A 23,006-nucleotide genomic window follows, 5' to 3' on the forward strand; every position below is an offset into this window, starting at 1 on the left:
CGGTATCCCCTATACGTCGAAGGGGGACGACCGGCCGTCTGGCCCCTGGGGGAGTTTGCCGGACGGGAGCGATATCGCACCCTGCAGGTTTTCAAGCGCCCACTGACCGGGGGCGTGTGACACTCTGTCGGTTCCTCCGTATGAGCCGGCCGAGTCGCCCACGGTGCAGTCGGTGCCGGAGCCCGCCGTCGTCACGGACCTTCGCCGCCCGGCAGCGTACGCGGTGGGATGTCCAGGGGGCTTCGGTAGATACAACTCCCGTTCCATCAAGGCATCAAGGCATCAAGGTCCGGTCGTGGCTGGTCGCGTGCGAGGCGGACAGCCGGGTCCGACACGTGTCGATCTTTCGCGAGGTGCCGGTGTACTGCCGACCGATCCCTGCCGACGGTGCCGTTCCTGATGAACCCCGTGTCGTCCGTGATCAGCACTTCGCACCGAGCCGAGACGCTCACCGAGCTGAGCACCGTCGTCGTGTGTCGTCGCGCGGTCGGCCGAGGAGCTGACGACACCGGCATCCCGAGCGTCCAGGGCGACATCGGCGTGATGGGCTTTCGGCCCGTACCGTCTCAGGCCTGTGGGGCACCAAAGATCTGGAAGCGCGCCGCTGGCTGACGGAAGGTCTGCCCATTCGGCGCTGGCAGAGGATCACGGAGGCGACCGTCACATGGTTCGCCGTCGCGCCGAGGCATGAGATGGCTGCGTAGTAGCCGTAGGACGGCCCCTCGTCGCGTGACATGAGAAGCGACGAGGGTCGCGGACATCGAAACAAGGGAGCGTGTGTCATCGCCGAGCAGGATCCACCCCGCCGTGTTCTTGACGAGCGGAGGGCCTTACCGACGGTCCGTTCGCTGTACTTGATGCGTTCCGGTCTCAACGCCGCCGGTTCATCAAGACCGTCACCGCCTTCGATGCGTCTGCCTGGCGGGCAGAAACACGCTGCACGGAGTGGTCGGTACACGACGTCGTGCGTCACGTACGTGACACGACCTCCCTCCATGTGGCGAGCCTGGGTGGCCGACCGGCTCCGTTCTCCGCGTACGGGCCGTTCCACCCCGCTACGACGCCTGCTGTGTGGCTCGCTGCGTCGGCTGGTCAGAGTCCTGAAGAAACCTTGCGCGAACTGGTTGTCCTGACCGAGGAGGAGGATCGTCTTCTGGGACGCCTGGCTGCACGAACGGGACATCGCACTGTGTCTCGGCCTGAAGATGTCGTACCCGGCTGCGGAATCGCGTCTCGCCACCATGTACGGGCTGCTCGTGGCGGCGACCCCGGCCGGCTGGTCCGGCGAGTACGTCCAGACGACGGTGTCGCTCGGAGGGAGTCCGGACCACGGCTATGAGATCACCCACGCCGATGACACGGTCACGGTGGCCACCGTTTCGCCGGAGCTCAGTGCGGAACTGACCGGAGAGACCGGCGAAATACTGGACAGCCTCGCGGGTCGCGGTCCGGAGCCCAGCGAACTCTTCGGCATGTCCAGCACCGCGGTCTCCCGACTGACCCTTTTGCGCCAAGTGGTCACCGGATCGCACGGGATCCGCCTGGGACGCGGGGCGGTCTGCGTCGACTTCGGCCAGGCGGTCCCGGTCGGTCATGAGAGACCTTGGGGACCAAATGGCCTCATAGGGATGTTGACCTCAGCATCGCGCGGAACCACGGAACGTCGATCGACGGCCTGCTGCTCATCCGGTCGGGGGACGTAGGGTTCGGGTGGGATCCGGAGCCATGATGGTGGGGGCAACGTGGGGACCGGTACCCGGAAAGTATCCGCGAAGGGCTGCGCCCAGATGTGCCGTCTGCTGCGGGTCGAGGAGGCCGCTGTAGTGATCGCTTGGGTTTGTGGGCTGTAGGTGACCGCTGAGAGTGAGTCCCGCTGTCGCCGGTGGGTGCCAAAGAAACGGTCCGGAGAGAAAACGGCCCCGAGGGATCACTCGAACTGTCGGCTTCACACCGGGCGTTGGCTGACATCGACGGGAACGTCACGGAGCGGACGGCAGGTTGTCGGTCGTGAGGTCGCCGCGGACCACCGACTACTGGCTGTCCAGCCGGCCCGCCGCCACAGCGCTGGCTGAACTGGTCCGTCTGGCCAAGACTGGCCCGTATCCGTATGTCCGCGTCCAGGGCGACGCCGTGGGGCCGTCACTCAGGCGGGCGGGGTGCTGCAGGTCGAAACAGTCCGCAAGACCGGCCTGGATCACGCGATAATGATCAGGAGCCGCATGTACGTATTACTTGGGGAGGTCTTGTGAGTCTGAGTCCGCGCGAGGTGTTTCTCCGGCTTGTTCATGGGGTCGCCGACGGGAACTTCGACGAGTTACCTGACCTGTATGGCGAGGTCACCGATGTCCGGCATCCGATGGCGGCGCCGGAGTCCGAGCCGTTGGCGAGTAGGCGTGCGCTCCAGGAGCACTTCACAGTGCCGCCGGAAGTTCGGGGGTCCTTGCCGAAGAGGCGGGTCGTCGATGTCGTCGTTCACGAGACCGCCGATCCTGAAGTGATCGTTGCCGAGTTCGGCTATGAGTTCACGTTGCCAGACGGCTCCATGACCAAGGTGCCCTGCGTCTTCGTCATGCGTGTCCGGGACGGTCAGATTATCGAGTCACGCGACTACATCGACCCGATCCGTACGTACACGGCACGCGGGGACCTTGACCGCCTCATCGCGTCGTTGCGGAAGGATGTTTCCTGAGGTCCCAGTTTCGCGCTTTCATCAACGAGCCTGTCTGAAGCGTGATCACTCGGCCGGCGTCCCGCTCCGAGCCAATCTCAAGAACCTCTACTCGGTCCCCTGCCCCCCGAAGGCCACAGTCCGCTGCGCACCCACCGAACTCGACAGTGAGACTGGCGCTCGTCTCAAAGGCGTTGCACCGCAATTGGGCAACTTGCAGAGCAGAGGCGACCTGCTGTCGACATCGCTTGTTCGGATGAACCCGTTGCGGCGAACAGTTACCTTGGCCTACTCCCGCCGCCAGGGCCGTCGACAACCAGGTGCGCCGGTTGCTCGACCTCAGCGACCGCCATGCCTCCCGCCTCACCCGCGAGCAGAATCGTGCTCTCCAGGCATGCCACCGACATCATCACCTCCTGCGACCCCGAACAGTTGGTGTGAAAGAGCTTGGCGTGCGGATGCCGTGGCGGAAGAGTGGAACTGCGCGACGCCTTCATGTCTCGCTGCTGACGGAGTACGTCAACGAGCCGCATGTGACGCCGATGGCGAACCCGGCGCCGGTTCTCCCGGTGATGATTCGCCCGACCCTGGGGCGTTCGTCGCTTGCTTGAATCCGCCGAAAGGACGGGCCCTACTGGGTGATCACGGGGCCTGCCAGGATCGGAGACGATCCGCGATGTCGAAAGTGTCCAGACGCAGGGCCTTGATGTCCTCGATGAGCTGGATCCACTGCTCTTCACTCGCGGCTACGGTCTCGCCGGACGCCTCGATGTAAGCCACGGCGACGCCGTAGCCGTACAGCTCGTTCCTCGCGGGCAGTGGCCGCTGCAGCACGAGCGTGTCGAGCAGCGCGGCCGCCCGCCAGTAGGCATCCGGTTCGCCCACATCCAGGTGCGGTGTGTTCACCCGGTGCCGGGCAACGGCCGCGACCAGCGCCGAGTAGTCGCGGATCTGCAGGTCCTTGCCGAGCACGCGCTCTTGCCGGTCGAGGAGCCACCGGACATCGACGAACAGTTCCAAGATCAGGCCGCCCGGCTACTGGCGGGCGCTGCGGGGAGGCCACCGAATGCCTTGTCGAAGGCATCGACGAAGCCCGGACGGTCGATCGCGGCGTCGAACGCGGCGCTCGCTCGCCCAAGCAGCGCCTGGTGCTCCTCCTGCTGGGAGAGGTCGTCGAGGTAGGCGGCCAGACTCATGCCGCGGGCCTTCGCGAGGGCAGCGAGACGATCCCTCGTGGTGGTGCTGATCCGTACGCTGGTGTCAGGCATGCACTAAGTATGCACCCGTGCATGCGTTTACGCATACACCTGCCTCTGGCCTGAGCCCTTACATGGCTTCCGAGGACTCCTTGAATCTCCCGAAGATCGGGACGACGTCCAGCGGGTCGGTCTCGGCGGCGCCCACTGTGTCGTCGGGCCGGTTGCAGTGGGAGTCGGGGAACGGAGACTTCCCGCCCGAGTCGTCGGCCCCACGCTGGTCAGCGAGGGGCGCCTTGACACTGTTTCGTGCCGGTGTTCGGGCCAGCCCGCAGGGCGTGGCTGGTGACCTTCAGGCTGTCGACGTACTTCACCTTGCCGACGGCCGCGCGCTTCTTCTAGGACGAAGAGGCGAACGTGCAGATCCCGGCTATCGGCCGGACAGCCGCGCAGCGCGCATCCGGTTGCCGAGGGGCGGAGTGGGCCCGGCAAGTCGGAGTGCGGCGCGGCCGGGCGGTCGCCTGCTGGCAGGGAACGAAGCTGCCGATGCCCTGCCCCTGATCGGGCCCGCACTTCTGCGTACCCTGTCTCCGTGTCAGCCTCCCGCCTGCGTCGCGTCGCCGTTCTCGTGCTCGAGGGTGCGAAGCCGCTCGATGTCGGAATCCCCGCGCAGGTGTTCACAACGCGCGCGAGCATGCCGTACGAGGTGCGGCTGTGCGGCGCGGCACCTGGTCTGGTGACCGGCGGCGACGGCCTTTCGTACCATGTCGCCCATGGCCTTGACGCACTCGAGTGGGCCGACATCGTCTTCATCCCCGGCTATCGGTTCCCGGACCGTGACGATCCGCCGCAGGCCGTCGTCGCCGCGCTGATCGCTGCCCACGACCGGGGCGCGCGGCTCGCCGCCATCTCGACGGGCGCCTTCGCGCTCGCCGCGACGGGCCTGCTCGACGGCAGGCGCGCCACGACGCACTGGCACTACGCACGGGCGCTTGTGGCGAGGCACCCGCTCGTTCAGGTCGACGAGAACGTTCTGTTCGTCGACGAGGGCAGCGTGCTGACGTCGGCCGGCGCCGCCTCGGGCATCGACCTGTGCCTGCACATTCTGCGCGGCGACCTCGGGGTGGCTGCATCGAACCACGCGGCCCGGCGATTGGTCGCAGCCCCCTACCGCAGTGGCGGTCAGGCGCAGTATGTGCCGCGCAGCGTGCCTGAGCCGCTCGGTGAACGGTTCGCGGATACCCGCGAGTGGGCGCTGCACCGGCTCGACGAGCCCCTCACCCTCGAGGTACTGGCGCGGCAGGCAGCGGTCTCACCGCGCACGTTCTCGCGGCGCTTCGTGGCGGAGACCGGGTACACGCCGATGCAGTGGGTCATGCGAGCCCGCATCGACATGGCTCGCGAACTGCTCGAGCGTTCGCAGCGCAGCGTCGAGCAGATCGCCGCCGACGTCGGTCTCGGCACCGGTGCGAATCTGCGGCTGCACTTCCAGCGCATCCTCGGCACCACGCCGAGCGAGTACCGGCGCACCTTCGCCCAGGGCGAGTAGCCCCGCCAGCGGCGCACCTGGCGCGATCCTTTTGAACCGTGGCGATCCCGCCACTGTCACCGGCGAGTGCCGCGGGCGAGCCTTGGTGGCGAACCGAAGGGACAGCACTTATGACTCGCATCGCCATCAACGGATTCGGCCGCATCGGACGCAACGTGCTGCGCGCACTGCTCGAACGCGACAGCACCCTCGAGGTCGTCGCCGTCAACGACCTCACGGAGCCCGCTACCCTCGCGCGACTGCTCGCCTACGACACGACGGCCGGCCGGCTCGGTCGCCCGGTGACCGTCGACGGGGACGCCCTCGTCGTCGACGGCCGTCGCATCAAGGTGCTCGCCGAGCGTGAACCGGCGCAGCTGCCGTGGGCCGAACTTGGTGTCGACATCGTCCTCGAAGCGACCGGCCGCTTCACGTCGGCCAAGGCCGCCCGTGCCCACCTCGATGCGGGCTCGAAGAAGGTGCTGGTCAGCGCGCCGTCGGACGGGGCTGATGTCACGCTGGCTTTCGGGGTCAACAGCGACACGTACGACCCGACCGCGCACACGATCGTCTCGAACGCCTCGTGCACGACCAACGCGCTCGCACCGCTGGCCGCGGTACTCGACGAGCTCGCCGGCATTGAGCACGGCTTCATGACGACGGTGCACGCCTACACGCAGGAGCAGAACCTGCTGGACGGTCCGCACCGCGACGCCCGTCGCGCCCGAGCTGCCGCCGTCAACATCGTGCCGACCACGACGGGCGCGGCCAAGGCGATCGGCCTCGTGCTGCCGAACCTGGCAGGGAAGCTGTCGGGCGACTCGATCCGCGTGCCGGTTCCGGTGGGCTCGATTGTCGAGCTCAACACGACCGTCGCCCGTGACGTGACGCTCGACGACGTGCTGACCGCGTACCGCGCCGCGGCGGACGGGCCGCTCGCCGGCATCCTCGAGTACTCGGACTTCCCGCTCGTGTCCTCCGACATCACGGGCAATCCGGCCTCGTCGATCTTCGACTCGGCCCTCACCCGGGTCGACGGCCGGCACGTGAAGGTGGTCGCCTGGTACGACAACGAGTGGGGCTTCTCGAACCGCGTGATCGACACGCTCGAGCTACTCGCCACGCGCTGACCGGAGCGTGTCCGGCTGCCGCGGGACAGGAGCGCGTCGGTACCCGACCGGTCAAGACGCGCTCCGCACGCGGGCCTGCACAGTGCCGGACCGCCTTGAGGCTGGTTCCCATGGGCGATGACAAGACCGGCCGACTGGGTTCAACCGGCCGACTGGATTCAATCGACCGACTGGATTCAACCGGCCGACTGGGTTCAAGGGGTGCGATGACGGCGGTCATGCCATTGGATTCGGTGTCATGACCGCCATCACTCCGCGGTTTCCCGACACCATGGACAACTTACTGATCTCGCGATTCAGTGGCTGGCTCGCCCTCGACCCGCAGGCCAGACTCACCGCCTGGCTGGAGGAGCGGCCGGCCGCGTACGGCTGGACGGGCGACCAGGTGTGGACCCCTGCGAGGGTACGCATGCTGATCGGACGGAAGTTCCACATCTCCTACAGCGTCTCTGGTTCGCGGTTGAGGACGTACGGGGGATTCCATTTTGAAGGCGGAGGTGACGCCTCCGCTGTCGTCGTGGGCCGCAATAGTCTCCCGTGTGTCTTCGGAACCTGTCAAAGCGATCAAGGCAGGTAGATCGTTCTAACGCTGTGCTGGGATCAGCGGGGTGTCTGGTGCCGGCTGGTTGATCCATGCCGCTGCGGGGAGCTTGGGAGGCTCGGGTGGTTTGCGGACGAAGCGTTCGGGGTGCTTCGCGTAGACCGCCTGGAGGACGTCGGCACGCATCTCGCGGAGCTGCTCGGCGAGACCGAAGTGCACGTCGTGGGGCGTGTGCAGGCCGATCCCGGAGTGCCGATGCTCCTCGTTGTACCAGGTGAAGAACTGAGTGCACCACGCCCGGGCGTCCTCGAGGGATCCGAAACGCTCGGGAAAGTCGTGCCGGTATTTCAGGGTCTTGTACTGGCTCTCGCTGTACGGGTTGTCGTTCGACGTCTTCGGCCGCGAATGCGACTTGGTGACGCCGAGACCGGCCATCATCTGGGCAACGTTCTGCGCGACCATCGGGGATCCGCGGTCCGAGTGGATCGTCAACTGCCCTGCTTCAATGCCGTACTTGGCGATCGACTCAGACAGGAACCGCTCGGCGAGGTCCTTGTTCTCGTGGGCAGCGATCATCCAGCCGACCGTGTAGCGGCTGAAGATGTCGATGATCGTGTAGAGGCAGTAGTAGACGCCTTTGACCGGCCCCTTCAGCTTCGTGATGTCCCAACTCCACACCCGGTTCGGGCCCTCGGCGACCAGCTCGGGAACGGTCCGGGGTGGGTGGACGGCCTGGCGGCGGCGTTCACGGACCTCGCCGTGCCGTCGCAGGAGCCGGTACATCGTCGACTCCGAGCACAGGTAGACACCCCGGTCCAGGAGCACCGCGTAGATCTCGGCGGGCGCCATGTCGGCGAACTCCGGGGAATGGAGCACGTCGAGGACCCGTATCTCCTCCTCGGGTGTGAGAGCGCGGGCGTGTCGGCGCCGTTCCCGCCGGGGCGGGGCTTCGGCGGTGTTGGCGGTAGTAGGTGGCACGGCTCACGCCGAGAGCGGCGCATGCCTGGACGCGTCCGACCAGCCCGGTGAGCTCTTCAAGGGCCTGGTTGCGGGCGGTGTCGAACGCCACGGCCGCGAGCTGGGCTTCGGTCACTGGTTCTTCTCGCCGTTCCGGGCCGGGGCGCTGTCCGTGGCGAACTGGTCGAGCAGCGCGGAGAGTTTTCCCTGGACCTCGATGACGGTGCGGGCCTTCGCGAGGTCGGCTTCCAGGCGGGCTTTCTCCGCCTTGAGCTTCTCGATCTCCTTGTCCCTGGGGTCCGCCTTCGGCCGTCCGGCCGACGCGGCGAGCGCGTCCAGGGCACCCTTGTCACGCTGCTGCCGCCACGTCGTGATCAGCGACGAGTACAGGCCCTCCCGCCGCAGCAGAGCGCCCTTGCCCTTCTTGTCCAACGTCTCGTACTCCGCGAGGATCCTCGCCTTGTACTCCGCGGTATACCGGCGAGGACCGGTCGAACGGGCTTCTACCTGCGGATCAGGGGTCCCGTGGTCATTCGTGCTGGCCACCCGGGCACTACTCCTTCTCCGCCCTCGACTCAATGAATCATCCAGTATGCCTGACTCGATCTACTTTGACAGAGAGGGAAGGAAGCCCGTTGCCTGATCAGTTGAGCAGTATCTCTGTGCCTGCGTCCACCGCGGTCACGAGCAATAGTCAAGACCTGTGGATCAAGCCCGTGGCGAGCCCCAGCCTCATTGAGCGGTGTGCATCGTGAAGTCGCAGGTCACGGGTCTGGTGTGAATGGTGAATTGGGTACTCGTGCCGGTCGGCGGCCGATGACCATGGCGTAGATCATCGGGCAGGTCTGGCTCCGGCGGGATGCAGGGTTCGGCTGCGCCCACGACCGGCCCCCGCCTACGATCCGTCAGCAGGTCGACACGCCGTGAGAAGGCGGGAGGGCGCGGGGGATGCAGGAGCGGCAGTGGATCACCGCCCGCCGGAGCGAACTGGACGCTCTCGCCGATGAGTTGGCCAAGCAACTCCAGGAGGTCCAGGCCGAGCGGGATGAACTGGCGATCGCGGAGCGGGTGCTGAACCGCGGCCGCGGCGTTGGACCAGGCCGTCAAGCTCACCGGCGACAGCAAGACCGACACCACCAACCGGGCCCTGCAGATTACGCCCACCTGGAGAAAGTCATCCAAGACGGCCGCACCCTGTACACCCGGCCGGCCGGCAGCGACGAGCTCGAGCGCCTCTTCTTCGTTTGAACGCCTTACCGCGGTTCTGTGGTCACGTACCGCCTGGCCGCCACCCCGCCCCGGCGGCCTGGCTCCACCCGAGCCGGTCGCCGGGGCGTTCGCCATCGTGACGGCACAAGGGCATGGTCAGCCCTGACCCGGCTGGGTGGTCACCGTGCCGTCATCGGCTCCGGTGCGCTGTGAGCGCGCCGGTAGGCCAGTGGTGACAGGCCCAGGTGCGTGTGGAAGTGCTTGCGCAGGGCGACGGGGTCGCCGAAGCCGGAGGCGGTGGCGATCCGTGCGACGGTCAGGTCGGTGGATTCCAGCAGCAGGCGCGCGTGCGCCAGCCGCCGCTGCGCCAGCCACTTCAGCGGGCTGCTGCCCACCTCACTGCGGAACCGCCGGGTGAAGGTGCGCACGCTCATGTGCGCGTGCCGGGCCATGTCCTCCAGTGTGACCGGCTCGGCCAGCCGGTCCAGCGCCCACTGCCGGGTCGTCGAAGTGGAACGGTCGGTGTCCTGCGGAACCGGGTGCTCAATGAACTGCGCCTGCCCGCCCTCGCGCCACGGCGCCACGACGCAGCGCCGCGCGGCGGCCGAGGCAACCGCCGCCCCGTGGTCCAGACGGACCAGGTGCAGGCACAGGTCGATGCCGGCCGCTCCGCCGGCGGACGTCAGGATGCGTCCGTTGTCGACGAACAATACGTCCGGATCGACCTCGACGTCGGGGAACAGCCGCGCCAGCGCGTCACACAGCCCCCAGTGCGTGGTGGCCCGCTGACCGTCCAGCAGACCGGCCGCCGCGAGCAGGAAGGCCGAGGTGCACAGGCTGACGATGCGGGTTTGCGGCCCTATCCGGTCCAGCGCCGCGGCGAGTTCCTCGGGGAGCGCGCCGGTCGCGAGCAGCTGCTCGCTGGGCTCCTGCGTGGCGAGAACGACGGTGTCCGCAGTCTCCAGCACCGACTCGTCGTGGTCGACGACGATCCGGTAGTCCTCGTGCGTGCGCACCGGCCGGCCGCCGAGGGAACAGGTGCTGACGGAGTACAGAGGGGTCCCATCCGGTTCACAGGCCTCGTTGAACACCCGGGCCGGGATGCCCAGGTCCAGCGGCAGGACTCCGTCGAGGGCGAGAACGACAACACGATGCGTCATGGCCGGAATGGTACGACAGATGTCCTCCCGGCCACTCACCCGCCTCTGCGGGCACACGCCACTGTTTCTTGTGCCGGGACCGCGGTCCCGGCGAAAGAAAGCGTGAGACGGACATGAGCGAGGACAACATGAGTGAGCACACGATGCGGGCAGTCACCATCAGCGAGTTCGGCGGAGCGGAGGTGCTGACCGTCGAGGAGGTCGCGCGCCCCGAGCCGCTGCCGACCGAGGTGCTGGTACGGGTGCACGCCGCCGGGATCAACCCGGTGGACTGGAAGACCCGCGAGGGCCAGGGCATGGCGGGGCTGCAGACGCTCCCGCTGATCCTGGGCTGGGACGTGTCCGGTGTCGTCGAGGAGGTCGGCTTCGGCGTCACCACCCTGAAGGTCGGCGACGAGGTGTACGGCATGCCGTGGTTCCCGCGCGCCGCCGGCGGCTACGCCGAGTATGTGACCGCCCCGGCCCGCCAGTGGGCCCGCAAGCCGGCCACCCTCGACCACGCGCACGCGGCCGCCGTGCCGCTGGCGGCGCTGACCGCATGGCAGACCGTGGTCGACACCGCCCACGTCCAGGCCGGCCAGCGCGTCCTGATCACGGCCGCCGCCGGCGGGGTGGGCCACTTCGCGGTCCAGTTCGCCCGGCACCTGGGCGCCCACGTGATCGCCACCGCCAGCGCCGCACGCCACCCCTGGCTCAAGGAACTCGGCGCCGACGAGACCATCGACTACACCACCACCCGCTTCGAGGACGTCGTCAAGGACGTCGACGTCGTCATCGACCTGGTGGGCGACGCCCACGACCAGACCAGCACCCGCTCGCTGAAGGTCCTGCGCCCGGGCGGCCTGCTGGTCGCCGTACCGTCCGGTGTCTCCCCGGACCTGGCCCAAGCCGCCGAGGCAGCCGGCGTGCGCCTCACTGCGTACCTGGTCGAGCCGGACGGTCCCGCGCTGACCACGATCGCAGGCCTGATCGACGCCGGTGAGGTCACCGTCGAGGTGGAGGAGACCTTCCCACTGGAACAGGTCGGCACAGCCCACGCCCACGTCCAGGCCGGCCGCACCCGCGGCAAGGTCGTGCTCACCGTGACCGACTGATCATCCCTGCAAGCAGTCAGGAGCAGCACCGTGTACTACGAGATCCGCCGCTACCAGGCGCATCCCGGGCGCCGCGAGGAGTGGGTGCGCTACATGGAGGACGTGGTCATCCCGTTCCAGGCCTCGCTGGGCATGGACGTGACCGCCTCCTTCGTCGACGCCGAGGGCGAGGACGGCTACGTGTGGATTCGCCGGTTCGAGGACGAGGCCCAGAGCGAGGCCCTGTACGCGGCCGTGTACGAGCACGACCGGTGGAAGAACGAGATCGGTCCGGTCGTCTACGACCTGCTGATCGCCGAGAAGTCCGTCATCACCCGTGTGGTCCCCACCCCGGCCTCACCCCTGCGATGACCCGGCTCACGGCCGCTTCATCCGCCACCGCACCGCACCGCACAGCGCAGCGCAGCACAACAGCGAAGAGAAGGAACCCAACCCATGAGCAAGAAACTCAACCTCGCTGCGGCCGTAGCTGCCGCAGCGGCCGTCTTCGTGTCGGCCCCCTACGCGTCGGCCGCCGCGGGGCGGGAACACCCCAAGCCCGTCGTCACGGACGTCAAGACCGTGGCCCCGTTCGACTGGTCCGCCGGGGAGGTACCGGAGAACATCACCGTCAACCCGGACAGCACCCTGACGGTCTCGATGCTGGGCAGCTACGCCGGCAAGCGGCCGGAGCTGGTGCGGGTGAGCGCCAACGGGCGGCACAGGACTGTGCTGGTGACCGGCGTCCTCGGTGACGGCTTCACCGGGAACACCCGTGGCAGCGACGGGACCATCTACTACAACGTGTGGTCCAAGGACGCCTCGCGCGCAGGAGTGTGGAGGCTGCCCCCGGGCGGCCACCCCAGCCGCCTCGCGGGCCTGCCCGCGGACGGCCTGCCGAACGGGCTCGCGATCGACCCTTCCGGACACATACTCTACGTCTCCGACAGCTACAAGGGCACGATCTGGGCCGTCCCGGTCGCAGGGGGCCAAGCCAGAACGTGGCTGACCGACCAGGCTCTCGCGCCGGTCCCGACGGCTTCGATACCGATAGGCGTCAACGGGCTGCGCTACCACAACGGGGCGGTGTGGGTCACGAACTTCAACAAAAGCACCCTGCTGCGGGTTCCCGTGACCGCTGCCGGGAAGCCGGGCCGCATCCACCAGGTGACCGGTGGCGAGGTGGGCATTGACGACTTCAACTTCCTCTCTGCCCGCTCCGACATTGTGTTCACCGCGCTGAACACGCAGAACAAGGTGGACGTGGTCTACCCGAACGGCACGAAGGTCACCGTGCTCACTGCGGCCGACGGGCTGGCCAGCCCCACCGCCACCGCCGTGCGCGGCCACGAGCTGTACATCACCGATGCCTCGCTTGCCGCCCCGCACCACGCGCAGCTGCAGGGTGGCCGGATCAACCTCGCGGGGTTGCAGGGCAGATGACCGTGCAGCGCCGGAGCCACGGCCTCACACTTCGCCGCTCCCCGGCCTCGCCGGGGCGCGGCGTCGGCGTGCCGTCCGCACGCCGACCGAGCGCGGCAGTTGTCGCAGTGATCGGCGGTCGCCTGCAGTTGAGGCTGGCAAACTCGTTCGTCGGCCATGGTTCAGTCTTCGGTCATGGGCCAGGTCTCCCAGACCAAGTCCAGGCGCCGGTACGCGTCGTCGAACAGGCGTCGGCCAGTGGGACGGTGACCGTCACCGTCGTCAGGGACATGGAATAGTCCTTGATCGTGACCTGGCACCGGTCGTCGTCTTCGTCGAGCTCGATGAACAGCCACGGAGCGCGTTTTCCCTCGCACCAGGCGATGTCCTGGCCCGCGTCGAGCGAGTCCAGGGCTTGCTGCCACTGCCGCAGGTCCTTGGGGAAGATCCAGGTCTTGAGGGTGCCACCGACGAAGGGCGTATCGACCACGAACTCTCCGACCAGGACATCGGCCTCGGTGGGACGCTTCCGCTCCTCCTTCCCCGTGACCCGGAGAATGACGCTATTGCCATCCCCCTCCAGGCGGATCAGATCGATCGGATCCTCAGCCATGACTGCCCCTCCCGACTCGCGCATGTTGCCGAAAACTAATCGTCGGCACGGACACAGGGTCGGCTGAGGTGTGTCAGGCCGCGTGGGCTTCGAGGCGTTCGACGAGGTGTCCGCGTTCGAAGCGGGATCCGGCGCGGACGAGGGCGACGAGGTCGGGCGCATTCACGGACCGCCACCGCTGCTGGGCGGACTCGATGAGTTTGAAGACCATGGCCAGGGCGGCGGTGCGGGAGCCGGCGCCGCGGGTGACCTTGGTCCGCAGCCGGACGGTGGAGAAAGTCGACTCAATGGGGTTCGTGGTGCGCAGGTGGATCCAGTGCTCGGCCGGGAAGTCGTAGAACGCCAGCAGCTGATCCTGGTCTTCGGTGATCTTTTTGACCGCCTTGGGGAACTTCGCGCCGTAGAGCTGGGCGAACGTCTTGATCGCCGCCTCGGCATGGTCGCGGTGCTCGGCATTGTAGATGTCCTGCATGGCCTTCTTCGCGCCCGGCTGCGCGGACTTCGGCATCGAGTCGAGGACATTGGCCGTTTTGTGAACCCAGCACCTCTGCTCGCGGGTTTCGGGGAACACCTCGCCCAGCGCCTTCCAAAAGCCCAGGGCGCCGTCCCCGACCGCGAGCACCGGGGCGCGCATGCCCCGGCGGGCGCAGTCCCGCAGCAGGTCAGCCCACGACTCGCCCGATTCACGGTAGCCGTCCTTGAGGGCGACCAGTTCCTTGGAGCCGTCGGCGCGGACCCCGATGAGCACCAGAACGCAGGCTTTGGCCTCCTCCAGGCGGACGTTGAGGTGGATGCCGTCGGCCCACACGTAGACGTAGTCGACCTCCGCGAGGTCGCGGTCCATGAAGGCGGCGTGGTCGGCCTGCCACTGCGTCGTCAGCCGGGTGACCGTCGCCGCCGAGAGCCCGGCGGAGGAGCCGAGGAACTGCTCCAGGGCGGGTACGAAGTCGCCAGAGGACAGGCCGTGAAGGTAGAGCAGCGGCAGCACCTCGCTGATCTTCGGGGACTTGCGGCACCACGGCGGCAGGATCGCGGAGGAGAACCGCTTGCGCTCGCCCGTGGCTTCGTCAACGCGCTTGTCGTTCACCCGCGGCGCCCTCACCTCGACCGCGCCGGCCGCGGTGGTGACCCTCCGGGGCTGGTGATAGCCGTTGCGGACCACCAGGCGGCGCCCCTTGTCGTCGCACTCATCCGCCAACTCGGCTATGTAGGCGTTTACTTCGGCCTCCAGCGCGGCGGCCAGCATCCGCCGTGCACCTTCCCGGACAATCTCATCCAGCAGCGAACTGCCGCTTGGCGTGGTGCCGTCCTCGTTGACTGCCGTAAGCACGGGCGTGCCTTCCCGACCGACGCGGCAACGTCGGCCTTGCTCGATGACCTATCGATCGATCCATCGGGAAGGTACGCCTCCTTCCGTCAGGAGTGATCCACAGGTACTGAGCATTGCTCCGCGGTGTCACCCCTGGGTGTGACTGCTACGTGCACCGGTTCGGATCGCTCGCTCCGGGACGGCGGGCGCGGTGCTATCCGAGTGACATGACGGATGCGGAGTGGGCCGAGGTCCGCTCGGCGATGCCGGTGCCGGCCTGGCTCCTCAAGCGGGGCGGGCGTCCGGAGGCGTATTGCCACCGCGAGATGCTCGACGCTGTGCGCTACCTCGTCGACAACGGCGTGAAGTGGATGGCCATGCCGGTCGACTTCCCGTACTGGCGGGCGGTCTACGACTTCTTCCGCCGCTGGCGGTCCTACGACTACGTGCGTGAACTGCACGAACGCCTGCGCCACACGGCGAGGGGACGCTCAGGCCGCAATGCCGAGCCCAGTGCGGGAATCATCGACAGCCAGTCGGTGGACGCCTCCGAGACCGTCGGCGAGGACAGTCGCGGATACGACGGCGGCAAGTCACGCGACGGGCGCAAGCGCCACATCCTGACCGACACCGAGGGCCTGCTCCTGGAGGTCACCGTGACCACGGCCGATGTGCACGACTCCAAGGCCGCCCCCGCACTGCTGGAGACATTCATGGACCAGCCGGGCCGGCTGCTGAAACTGGTGTGGGTCGACAGCGCCTACCAGGGGCCGGCGCTGGCGAAGGCGTTCGCCCGCCACGGAGTCCGGATCGAGGTCGTGCGCCGCTCCGACGGACAACCCGGATTTATCGTACTGGCCCGCAGGTGGGTCGTGGAACGAACGCTGAGCTGGCTCTCCCGCTCACGCCGCCTCAACCGCGACCACGAACGCCGCCCCGACCACCACGCCCAGATGGTGTGGTGGGCCGCCACGATCAGGCTGTCCCGGCGCCTGGCCGCAGACGCTCCGCGCTGGCCGGAGAAGCGCCCCGGCCGACTGCTCCAGGCGCGGGCATGAACCGTCCGTCCTCCGCCCGCACCAGCCAGCCCCGCTTCTCCAGCGCATAGGCACGGTGCCGGATCTTCTCCACCTCGTTCTTGATCTCCACCTCCCGGCCCACCGCCCGCGTCAGCTCCACCCCGCTCACCGGCCCCGAAGCGGCCACCACCGCGGCGAACACCTCCCGATACAGGCCGCTGAGCACCTCCTCGCTCATGCCCGACCGCCACACCGGCGGCCGCTCACCATGCCCCGCGCCCAAGCCGCCCGATCCCACGGCGGCAGCCATCTCACCACCAGACGGCACGGAAACCGGCGTATTCACCGGGCTCTCCTCAGCCAGCACCGACACGAGTTCCTCACGCCCCACCCGGGCCCGCTCGACTCGCTCCCGCGCGGCATCCACCTCCGCCTGAGCCTGCTCCAGGACCTCCGTCCAGGACTCCAGATCCTGCCTCGCCCGCGCCTCACGCTGTTCCATCAACCCCAGCACCGACGGCATCGCACCCTCCTCGATCCACAACAAGCCGTCCGCTGCCTGCCCCTACCTCTCTGCGATCATGCCCCGCACACGAAGAAGCCCCTGCTCATCGAACAGGGACTCCCTTTGCCACAACGCACTGAGGCGGTGAGGATCAGCGACCGACCAGGATGCCTCCATTGCGGCGCGCCGATTCGAGAAACCGCTCCTGGCGCTGCAGATATGACTCCCGCACTTCGTCGAAGCGAGCGCGTTCGGCGGCGTCCCCGATGGCTGAGTACGCTAGGCGCACGCCAGTTGGCCCATCCGGTGCTGCCGGCCATTCCCGTCCCGCCGCCGAACACCACGCGCAATATCCATATCCTCCCGCCATGAGACTCTTCCGATCGCGCGCCAAGCGGACGACTGAACCCCCTGTGTCGCGGGCCATGGCCCTGTACATGGCCGGGCGCTACGCAGAGGCGGTGACCGAGGCCCGTGCCGTGGCCCGGTCACTGCCACACGATGACACGTACACACCGCTGGCACTGAGCATCACCGCAAACGCGACGGGCGCCCAGGGCCGCCACGCCGACGCTCTCGCCATATACGACGAAGTGCTGCCGGCCGTCGGAAAGTCTTTCGGAGCCGATCACTGGCAGACCCTGAAACTGCGCTCCGACCGCGCCCAGACGCTGGCCGAGCTCGGTCGGTACGCCGAGTGCGAGGCAGAGTGTGCGGCCGTCGCCCAGACCGCGAGCGGCGGTACAGGGGAGCTGCAAAACGTAGAAAGGGCCGCCAGCAACGGGCTGGTCTTCGCTCTCAGCGCGCAGGAGCGCCACCCGGAGGCCGAGGCACGCGCCCGCGAGACCCTGACCGCCTATCCTGAACCGGACCGGCTGACTCTGGCATTGCGGATCGGCCTGGCACGCAGCCTCAACGGCCAAGCCCGCCACGAGGAGGCCCTCGCCGAGGCGGAGCGCGCCCGTGAGCTGCACCTCAGCCTGCCCGCGGAGGGCCGCCCAGCGACCGGCGCCATCGAGCTGGCCATGGCCACCGCCCTCCTGGGACTACGCCGCGGCACCGAAGCTCGCCTTCAGGCCGCAGCTGCTCACGATGCCTGTCTGGCCTCATTCGGCCCGGACTATCGCCGCACAGTCGAGGCTCAGGCTCTGCTCGACCGAATAGACGGCGCGACGACCTGACCGCCGTGACAACCAGTGTCGGCACCTGTCGACACTGGTTCCCGTGATCACGAACCCGCAGTCCACATCGACATCGCCAGCGGCGCGAAGGCGTCCCGCCCGAAGCTCGACCTCGTCATGCAGCTGCTGCGCGAGGGCGACACGCTGAAGGTGACCCGGCTCGACCGGCTCTCCCGCTCCGTGCTGCACCTGGTGACCTTCGGCGCCGAGCTGCGCGAGCGCAGCATCGGGCTGCACGTCATCGAGCAGGGCATCGACACCGCCGCCACGGAAGGCGTGCGATGTTCGGAATGCTGTCCGTACTGGCAGAGCTTCAACGCGAACTGATCGTGGCGAACACGAACGACGGGCTCGCCTCCGCGCCGGCCCGGGGGCGGGTCGGCGGGCGCCGGCCGAAGCTCACCGCGGACCAGGCCCCGCTCGCCCAACGGCTTTACGACGAGCGGGGGAAGACGGTCCAGCAGATCGCCGACATGGTCGGCGTCCCGCGGATTCGGCCGCAAGAACAGCGACGCCGATACCGCCGAAGCCGAATCCGCCGAAGCCCCTGAGCTCACGACCAGCTGACAACGCGCATCAGCCCAATGGCAGGGCTTGATCAAGTTCCGTGAGTGTCTGGGTTGTTGGTGATGCCCAGGATGGCGAGTGCTCGTTCGGGTTCGTGGCGAATGGCGCGGGTGGTCTTGGCGATGTTGTCGGCTCCGAGGATCTTCAGGGTGCCGATGGCGAGGTTGCGGATGGTGGCCATGGCGCGGGGTGCAGTGCCGGTGTGAATGGTCGAGGCGTCCTCAGCGAACGTGACATCTCGGATGTAGTGGGAAGAATTTTCGATTCCCCAATGCCCGCGAATGGCGGCGGCGAGGTCGATGGGGCGGGTTTGATGGGCGGCGAGGCTGGTGACCGCGTAGACGTTCTCGCGGGTTTCGGGCCGGCCGGTGGGCTTGCGGCGGCGGTGGACCCGGATGGCGAGGTGGGCGTGGGGGAAAGCGATGCCGCCGAGGTTGTCGGCGATAGCGCAGGTTTTGATCGAGCGGGACTCGCGGCGGCCGTGGGCGGTGGCGGAGGCGGTGTGCTGGACCTTGATCGAGGTCCAGGGCAGGGCGGCGAGCTGGGCGTAGGCGGTGGGCGTAGAGTCAGCCGCGCGGCGCGGTGCCCTCGGTGGGGTCGTTTCCGCGCGGCTGCTCCCCGAACCGGACGTGCGAGTTTCCCCGCATCCGGCTCTCCAGTGGTGCTACTGAGCGATCGGCTGCTGATGGATCTCGCCGTGGCAGCGGTCGCAGACGATCAGGGTCTTCCGTCGTCTGGTCCGCATGGCCTCGACCCATCGGGGTGCGGCAGTGGAGCTGTATCGGTTGAGGTCGGTGAGTCGCCTGACGTGGTGGACGGTGATCCCGTCATGCGACGCGCAGAGCTCGCAGATTCCGGCGGTCAGCCGGTCGATTAGCCGGCGGCCCTTCTTCGTCGGCCACGCCCCGTCGATGATCGGTCGGGCGTGTTTGCGCCGACGGAGAGGGATGCCACCGAACCTGGCGGTGAACACCTTGCCCGCTGGAGTGCGCTGGACCGCTTCGAAGCACCGTCGTTTCCCGAAGGGGGTCTCGATGGTGGTTTTGTAGCGTTCACGCATGATCCAGGGAGGGCGGCGGTGCTTGGCCGCCAGGGTCGAGAGCATCGACCGTTCCATGTACTGGCGGAGCTTGTTCAGCCAGTTGATGTTCCCTGCCATCTGGAAGTACTGGACGTAGCCGCGGTATTCCATCCCGAACGTGGCGACGATGTTGTGGTCGCTGGTTCGGATCAGGTCGTTGCGGATCAGGGGTTTGCCCTGTCCGCGCTGGTAGACCCGGCATCTGGCGTTGACGGTCTCCGGCGGGATGCCGAGGGCGATCGCTCCGTTGAGGACGCGTTTCCCCTGGGCTCGCCAGGTGTCATTGTGCTTGGTCCAAATGTCGTAACCGAGGAACCGCGCCTTGTGGGTACGGGCATGGGTGATCAGGGTCTTCTCCCGAGACAGCCGGAGCTTGAGCTCGTCGCGCAGGAACGCGGCGAGTCTTTCCTTGATCTCCTCGGCTTCAGCCTTCGGACCGACGAACCCCAGCAGGTGATCGTCGGCATACCGGAGGTATCGAAGCCGCCGGTAGCCGGGATCGTTTACGTCCCCGCTCGGGATCGACTGCTGGATCTTGCGCAGGGACCGCACCTTGGCCCGGTCTCCCTTGCGTCTCCAGTAACCGATCGTCGCGGTGACGTTCACGTGTTCCCGGTTGCGGCGGCGGACGGCACCCCGGGTGAAGGCCGGTGCCAGCTCCTTTTCCACGAACTTGTCGAGACGGTCGAGGTAGATGTTGGACAGGATCGGCGAGACCACTCCTCCTTGTGGTGCACCGGAGTAGGTGGCATGCCAGATCCAGTCCTCCATATATCCCGCCCGCAGCATGTCCGAGACCAGGGTCAGGAAGCGTCCGTCATGGATGCGTTCGGCCAGGATCGCGAGCATGACCTCGTGGTCGAGACTGCCGAAGCAGTCGGCGATGTCGCCCTCGATGAGCCAGGTGGTGCCCGTCCATGTCGAGGCGATCTCATCGAGCGCGGTGTGGCAGCCCCGGCCAGGGCGGAAACCGTGCGACCTGGACGAGAACTGCGGTTCGTAGTACGCCTCCAGCAGGAGACGCACCACCTCCCCGACCAGTTTGTCCGTCCAGGTCGGCAGCCCCAGGGGCCGCAGACTTCCGTTCTTCTTCGGGATGTGCACCCTCCGGACCGGGGAGAACCGGTAACGCTCGGCCTTCAACAGGTCGATGATCTCCCGAATTCGTCCCAGGCTCATCCCGTCGGGTGTCTTCCCGTCGACCCCGGGCGTCATCGCTCCGCCGTTGGCGTAGATGCGTCCGTAGGCCATCAGGAACAGCTGTTCGCTGAACAGCTGCCGATACAACCGTTCCAGAGACAGACCGCGTCTGCCCCTGTCGCTCAGGACACCGAGCACTGTGTCAGCGCTCTGCATTTCGCATACCTCCCCGGTGTCGCCGGTGTCCGTACCACCTGTGCCCCTTCGCCCTGCGAGCGGCTTTCCCGCTCTCCTCGGCCGGGCGTGACTCCGGCGACTACTACGGGCACTCCGTCACCGCCAGCCGTACTGGGACGGTGATCCCACGTTCGTCTCTGACACACGTTCAGCGCGGCCCAGGCGCCCCATTCATCTCCTTCAATGCCCTCGCTGGGCATCGCTCCCGCCGCGAAGGTTGACCAGGGCGAACCAGTACGTCCCCGGTCACGACGGGCACCGGTTTCAGGTGCCGTTCCGGTCGCAGTAAATTGCTGCCTCTGGAGATTGGGGTTCAGGCAGTCAAGCGCAGGGTAGGCCGCGCGGCGAGGTATCTGGAGTTCAGACCCTTTTCCACGCGACCCCCCACCGAACCGGACGTGCCCCGTTAAAGGCATCCGGCTCTCCAGTGACTACTCCGTGGGTTTCGCGACTTGCGAGTCAGTATGGATATCGTCGTGACAGTTCTGGCAGACCACAAGGGACTTGCGGCGCCGCTTCGCCATGATTGATGCCCACGCCGGCCTGTCCGGCTGACCGAGCTTGTCGAGATCCGAGAGTTTTCGGATGTGGTGAACTTGAACCTTCCCCGACCGCTCACAGATCTCGCACCTCCCCGCAAGGAGTCTGGTGACCAATTCCTTGGGACCAACTGCTCGATCTGGTTTACGGTCTTCGAGGACCGCTGTCTTCTGCCACCGAAGTGGTATGCCACCGTACCGTGCTACCAGTGGTTTCCTGCCACCACTGCGTTCAACGGTCGCTTCGAAGCACGTGCGCAACCCGTATGGAGTTTCGACCTTGGCCTTATACTTGGCCGCCGTCTTCGATACGGTCGAGCGGTGCTTGCCCGCAAGCGTCTTTAGCAGCGATGTCTCCATGACCCAGTTCAGCCGATTCAGCCGATAGACGTCACTGGCCAACAGGTAGTACTGTGCCAACCCGCGATATTCGGCCCCGAAGATAGAGACGATGGTGTAATCGTCCATGTTCATCAAAGGGGTCCTGCGTGCGGGTTTCCCGCGTTTCATATAGGAGGCACATTTAGCCTTGATCACCGCGACTGGCACCCGCAACTTGACGGTCGCGTTGCTTGACCGTTGGCCATTGCTGATCGCCTTGTCGTTCTGCTGAACGGTGATCTCGTAACCGAGGAATCTTGCCGCGCCGGTTCTGGCGTGAGTGATCAATGTTTTCTCCTCGGACAGCTCCAGTTTGAGTTCGTCACGCAGGAACTGCCCGAGGCGTTGCTTGATCTCCTCGGCTTCGGCTTTCGGTCCGGTGAAACCGAGCAAGGTGTCGTCGGCGTACCGCACATAGCGCAACCGCCGGTAGCGAGGATCGTTGAGATCCTTGCTCGGCATACTGCGTAGCTCTTTACGTAGCGATCGCGCCTCGGCACGGTCACCACGCACCCGAGCTAGCGTGAGTGCTTTCTGAACCTTACGATAGGCGGGATTCTTAACTCGTTCCGCCCCTCGGTCATATTCGGGTATCAGAACCTTTTCGACAAAGTTGTCCAACCGGTGCAGATAAATGTTGGAGAGCGTGGGAGAGAGAACACCGCCTTGTGGTGCCCCGGAGAGCGTGGCGTTCCATACCCAGTCCTCCAAGTATCCGGCCTGAAGCATGTTGCGCAATAGCCGCAGAAACCGGCGATCGTGGACTTTCTCAGATAACGTCGAGAGCATGACCTCATGGTCAAGCGACCCGAAGCAGTCGGAGATATCGCCCTCAATCAGCCAGGTCGTACCCGTCCAGGTATTAGCCACCTCGCGCAGCGCGGTGTGGCAGCCCCGACGGGCACGGAACCCATGGGACCGATCGGAAAACTGGGGGTCATAATATGCCTCCAATAGGAGACGCATCACCTCTCCAACCAGCTTATCCGTCCAGCCAGGCAATCCGAGGGGTCTGAGTTTCCCGTTTTTCTTCGGGATCATGACTCTCTTGACCGGACTGAATCGATAGCGCTCGTGGCGCATCGCATCGATAATGCGCTCGATCTTGTCCAGCGACATGCCGTCCACGGTATCTGCCGAGACTCCAGGCGTCATCGCTCCCTTGTTGGAGTAGATACGCCCGTAAGCCATGAGATACAGCTGCGGATTGAACATCTGTCGGTACAGTTCATTACATGGCAGGCCGTGCCTGCCGCGTTCACGGAGGACACCCAGCACTGTTTCGGCGCTCTGCAATTTCGCATACCTCCCAGGTCTTCGAGTGTCCGATCACCTGACCCCCTTCGCCCTCATTCCGGCTTTCCCGGACTTCATGACCGGTCGTTACTCCGGCGACTACTATGGGGTCTCCGTCACCATAGGATTCGCATCCCTTAGGTGATCCCGCGTTCATCTCTGTCGTACGTACTAACGCAACTTAGGTGCCCCACTCATCTCCTTGAATGCCCTCACTGGGCATCGCTCCACGTTCCGGAGGTTGCAACGGCCGC

At 66.7% G+C, this 23,006-nt stretch carries 19 protein-coding genes and 4 pseudogenes; 13 read left to right on the forward strand and 10 right to left on the reverse strand.

Features of this window, described 5'->3' with window-relative positions; genetic code table 11:
- Positions 1-871: 871 nt before the first annotated feature.
- Positions 872-1,339: pseudogene (locus OG568_RS61680) on the forward strand (maleylpyruvate isomerase N-terminal domain-containing protein); the annotation flags it as partial.
- 906 nt (positions 1,340-2,245) lie between these two features.
- Positions 2,246-2,689 carry a nuclear transport factor 2 family protein gene (locus OG568_RS47985; protein ID WP_329536200.1) on the forward strand — a complete coding sequence of 148 codons (444 nt, stop codon included), beginning with the start codon at positions 2,246-2,248 and terminating at the stop codon, positions 2,687-2,689.
- A gap of 621 nt (positions 2,690-3,310) precedes the next feature.
- Here the strand turns inward: OG568_RS47985 and OG568_RS47990 are convergent.
- Positions 3,311-3,688: a toxin Doc gene (locus tag OG568_RS47990; RefSeq protein WP_329536201.1), complete on the reverse strand. Its 378-nt coding sequence runs from the start codon at positions 3,686-3,688 to the stop codon at positions 3,311-3,313.
- A gap of 2 nt (positions 3,689-3,690) precedes the next feature.
- A complete protein-coding gene (locus tag OG568_RS47995) occupies positions 3,691-3,936 on the reverse strand; it encodes an antitoxin MazE7 (protein WP_266419642.1) in 246 nt (81 codons plus the stop codon).
- Positions 3,937-4,456: 520 nt separating this feature from the next.
- On the opposite strand from OG568_RS47995, the gene OG568_RS48000 reads away from it, so the two are divergent.
- The 3 genes and pseudogenes from OG568_RS48000 to OG568_RS61685 form a co-directional block, all read left to right on the forward strand.
- Entirely contained in the window at positions 4,457-5,413 is a 957-nt protein-coding gene (locus tag OG568_RS48000) for a GlxA family transcriptional regulator (RefSeq protein ID WP_329536202.1), read from the forward strand.
- A gap of 110 nt (positions 5,414-5,523) precedes the next feature.
- On the forward strand, positions 5,524-6,522 hold the full coding sequence (gap, locus tag OG568_RS48005; protein WP_266590818.1) for a type I glyceraldehyde-3-phosphate dehydrogenase: 999 nt from the start codon (positions 5,524-5,526) through the stop codon (positions 6,520-6,522).
- A 328-nt stretch (positions 6,523-6,850) separates the two neighbouring features.
- Positions 6,851-6,979 (forward strand): annotated as a pseudogene (locus OG568_RS61685) (IS630 family transposase); the annotation flags it as partial.
- Between the two features lie 126 nt (positions 6,980-7,105).
- Here the strand turns inward: OG568_RS61685 and OG568_RS48010 are convergent.
- Positions 7,106-8,566, reverse strand: a pseudogene (locus tag OG568_RS48010) (IS3 family transposase).
- A gap of 402 nt (positions 8,567-8,968) precedes the next feature.
- Between OG568_RS48010 and OG568_RS48015 the strand changes: the two are divergent.
- Positions 8,969-9,268 carry a hypothetical protein gene (locus tag OG568_RS48015; protein WP_329536203.1) on the forward strand — a complete coding sequence of 100 codons (300 nt, stop codon included), beginning with the start codon at positions 8,969-8,971 and terminating at the stop codon, positions 9,266-9,268.
- Positions 9,269-9,408: 140 nt separating this feature from the next.
- Here the strand turns inward: OG568_RS48015 and OG568_RS48020 are convergent, their stop codons facing one another.
- Positions 9,409-10,389, reverse strand: a complete 981-nt coding sequence (locus tag OG568_RS48020; RefSeq protein WP_329536204.1) for a GlxA family transcriptional regulator — start codon at positions 10,387-10,389, stop codon at positions 9,409-9,411.
- 128 nt (positions 10,390-10,517) lie between these two features.
- On the opposite strand from OG568_RS48020, the gene OG568_RS48025 reads away from it, so the two are divergent.
- From OG568_RS48025 to OG568_RS48035, 3 genes are all read left to right on the forward strand, one after another.
- Complete coding sequence (locus tag OG568_RS48025) at positions 10,518-11,483, forward strand: NADP-dependent oxidoreductase (protein WP_329536650.1); 966 nt, start codon at positions 10,518-10,520, stop codon at positions 11,481-11,483.
- 30 nt (positions 11,484-11,513) lie between these two features.
- Positions 11,514-11,834 carry an NIPSNAP family protein gene (locus tag OG568_RS48030; protein WP_329536205.1) on the forward strand — a complete coding sequence of 107 codons (321 nt, stop codon included), beginning with the start codon at positions 11,514-11,516 and terminating at the stop codon, positions 11,832-11,834.
- An 84-nt stretch (positions 11,835-11,918) separates the two neighbouring features.
- Positions 11,919-12,905: an SMP-30/gluconolactonase/LRE family protein gene (locus OG568_RS48035; RefSeq protein ID WP_329536206.1), complete on the forward strand. Its 987-nt coding sequence runs from the start codon at positions 11,919-11,921 to the stop codon at positions 12,903-12,905.
- Positions 12,906-13,077: 172 nt separating this feature from the next.
- On the opposite strand, the gene OG568_RS48040 is transcribed toward OG568_RS48035, so the two are convergent.
- Together OG568_RS48040 and OG568_RS48045 are read right to left on the reverse strand one after the other, a co-directional pair.
- On the reverse strand, positions 13,078-13,497 hold the full coding sequence (locus OG568_RS48040) for a DUF5959 family protein (RefSeq protein ID WP_329536207.1): 420 nt from the start codon (positions 13,495-13,497) through the stop codon (positions 13,078-13,080).
- Between the two features lie 73 nt (positions 13,498-13,570).
- Positions 13,571-14,827: an IS256 family transposase gene (locus OG568_RS48045; protein WP_329536208.1), complete on the reverse strand. Its 1,257-nt coding sequence runs from the start codon at positions 14,825-14,827 to the stop codon at positions 13,571-13,573.
- Positions 14,828-15,033: 206 nt separating this feature from the next.
- On the opposite strand from OG568_RS48045, the gene OG568_RS48050 reads away from it, so the two are divergent.
- Positions 15,034-15,864, forward strand: coding sequence for an IS5 family transposase (locus OG568_RS48050; RefSeq protein WP_329536209.1), 831 nt, complete (start codon positions 15,034-15,036; stop codon positions 15,862-15,864).
- Here the strand turns inward: OG568_RS48050 and OG568_RS48055 are convergent.
- Positions 15,782-16,348: a hypothetical protein gene (locus tag OG568_RS48055; RefSeq protein ID WP_329536210.1), complete on the reverse strand. Its 567-nt coding sequence runs from the start codon at positions 16,346-16,348 to the stop codon at positions 15,782-15,784. The genes OG568_RS48050 and OG568_RS48055 overlap by 83 nt on opposite strands.
- Before the next feature lie 350 nt (positions 16,349-16,698).
- Here OG568_RS48055 and OG568_RS48060 point away from each other — a divergent pair, with 350 nt between their 5' ends.
- The 3 genes and pseudogenes from OG568_RS48060 (at position 16,699) to OG568_RS48070 (ending at position 18,062) form a co-directional block, all read left to right on the forward strand.
- Positions 16,699-17,511, forward strand: coding sequence for a tetratricopeptide repeat protein (locus tag OG568_RS48060; RefSeq protein WP_329536211.1), 813 nt, complete (start codon positions 16,699-16,701; stop codon positions 17,509-17,511).
- A gap of 117 nt (positions 17,512-17,628) precedes the next feature.
- A pseudogene (locus OG568_RS61690) lies at positions 17,629-17,828 on the forward strand (recombinase family protein); the annotation flags it as partial.
- Between the two features lie 12 nt (positions 17,829-17,840).
- A complete protein-coding gene (locus OG568_RS48070) occupies positions 17,841-18,062 on the forward strand; it encodes a hypothetical protein (RefSeq protein WP_329536213.1) in 222 nt (73 codons plus the stop codon).
- Positions 18,063-18,109: 47 nt separating this feature from the next.
- Here the strand turns inward: OG568_RS48070 and OG568_RS48075 are convergent, their stop codons facing one another.
- The 3 genes from OG568_RS48075 to OG568_RS48085 all read right to left on the reverse strand — a co-directional run bounded on the left by OG568_RS48075 (position 18,110) and on the right by OG568_RS48085 (position 22,752).
- Complete coding sequence (locus OG568_RS48075; RefSeq protein WP_329536651.1) at positions 18,110-18,610, reverse strand: ISAs1 family transposase; 501 nt, start codon at positions 18,608-18,610, stop codon at positions 18,110-18,112.
- Positions 18,611-18,742: 132 nt separating this feature from the next.
- Positions 18,743-20,515 (reverse strand): reverse transcriptase/maturase family protein, encoded by a 1,773-nt coding sequence (locus tag OG568_RS48080; RefSeq protein ID WP_329536214.1) that lies wholly within the window; start codon positions 20,513-20,515, stop codon positions 18,743-18,745.
- Positions 20,516-20,967: 452 nt separating this feature from the next.
- On the reverse strand, positions 20,968-22,752 hold the full coding sequence (locus OG568_RS48085; RefSeq protein WP_329536215.1) for a reverse transcriptase/maturase family protein: 1,785 nt from the start codon (positions 22,750-22,752) through the stop codon (positions 20,968-20,970).
- Positions 22,753-23,006: the final 254 nt, after the last annotated feature.

The sequence above is a fragment of the Streptomyces sp. NBC_01450 genome, assembly GCF_036227505.1.
GTDB lineage: Bacteria > Actinomycetota > Actinomycetes > Streptomycetales > Streptomycetaceae > Streptomyces.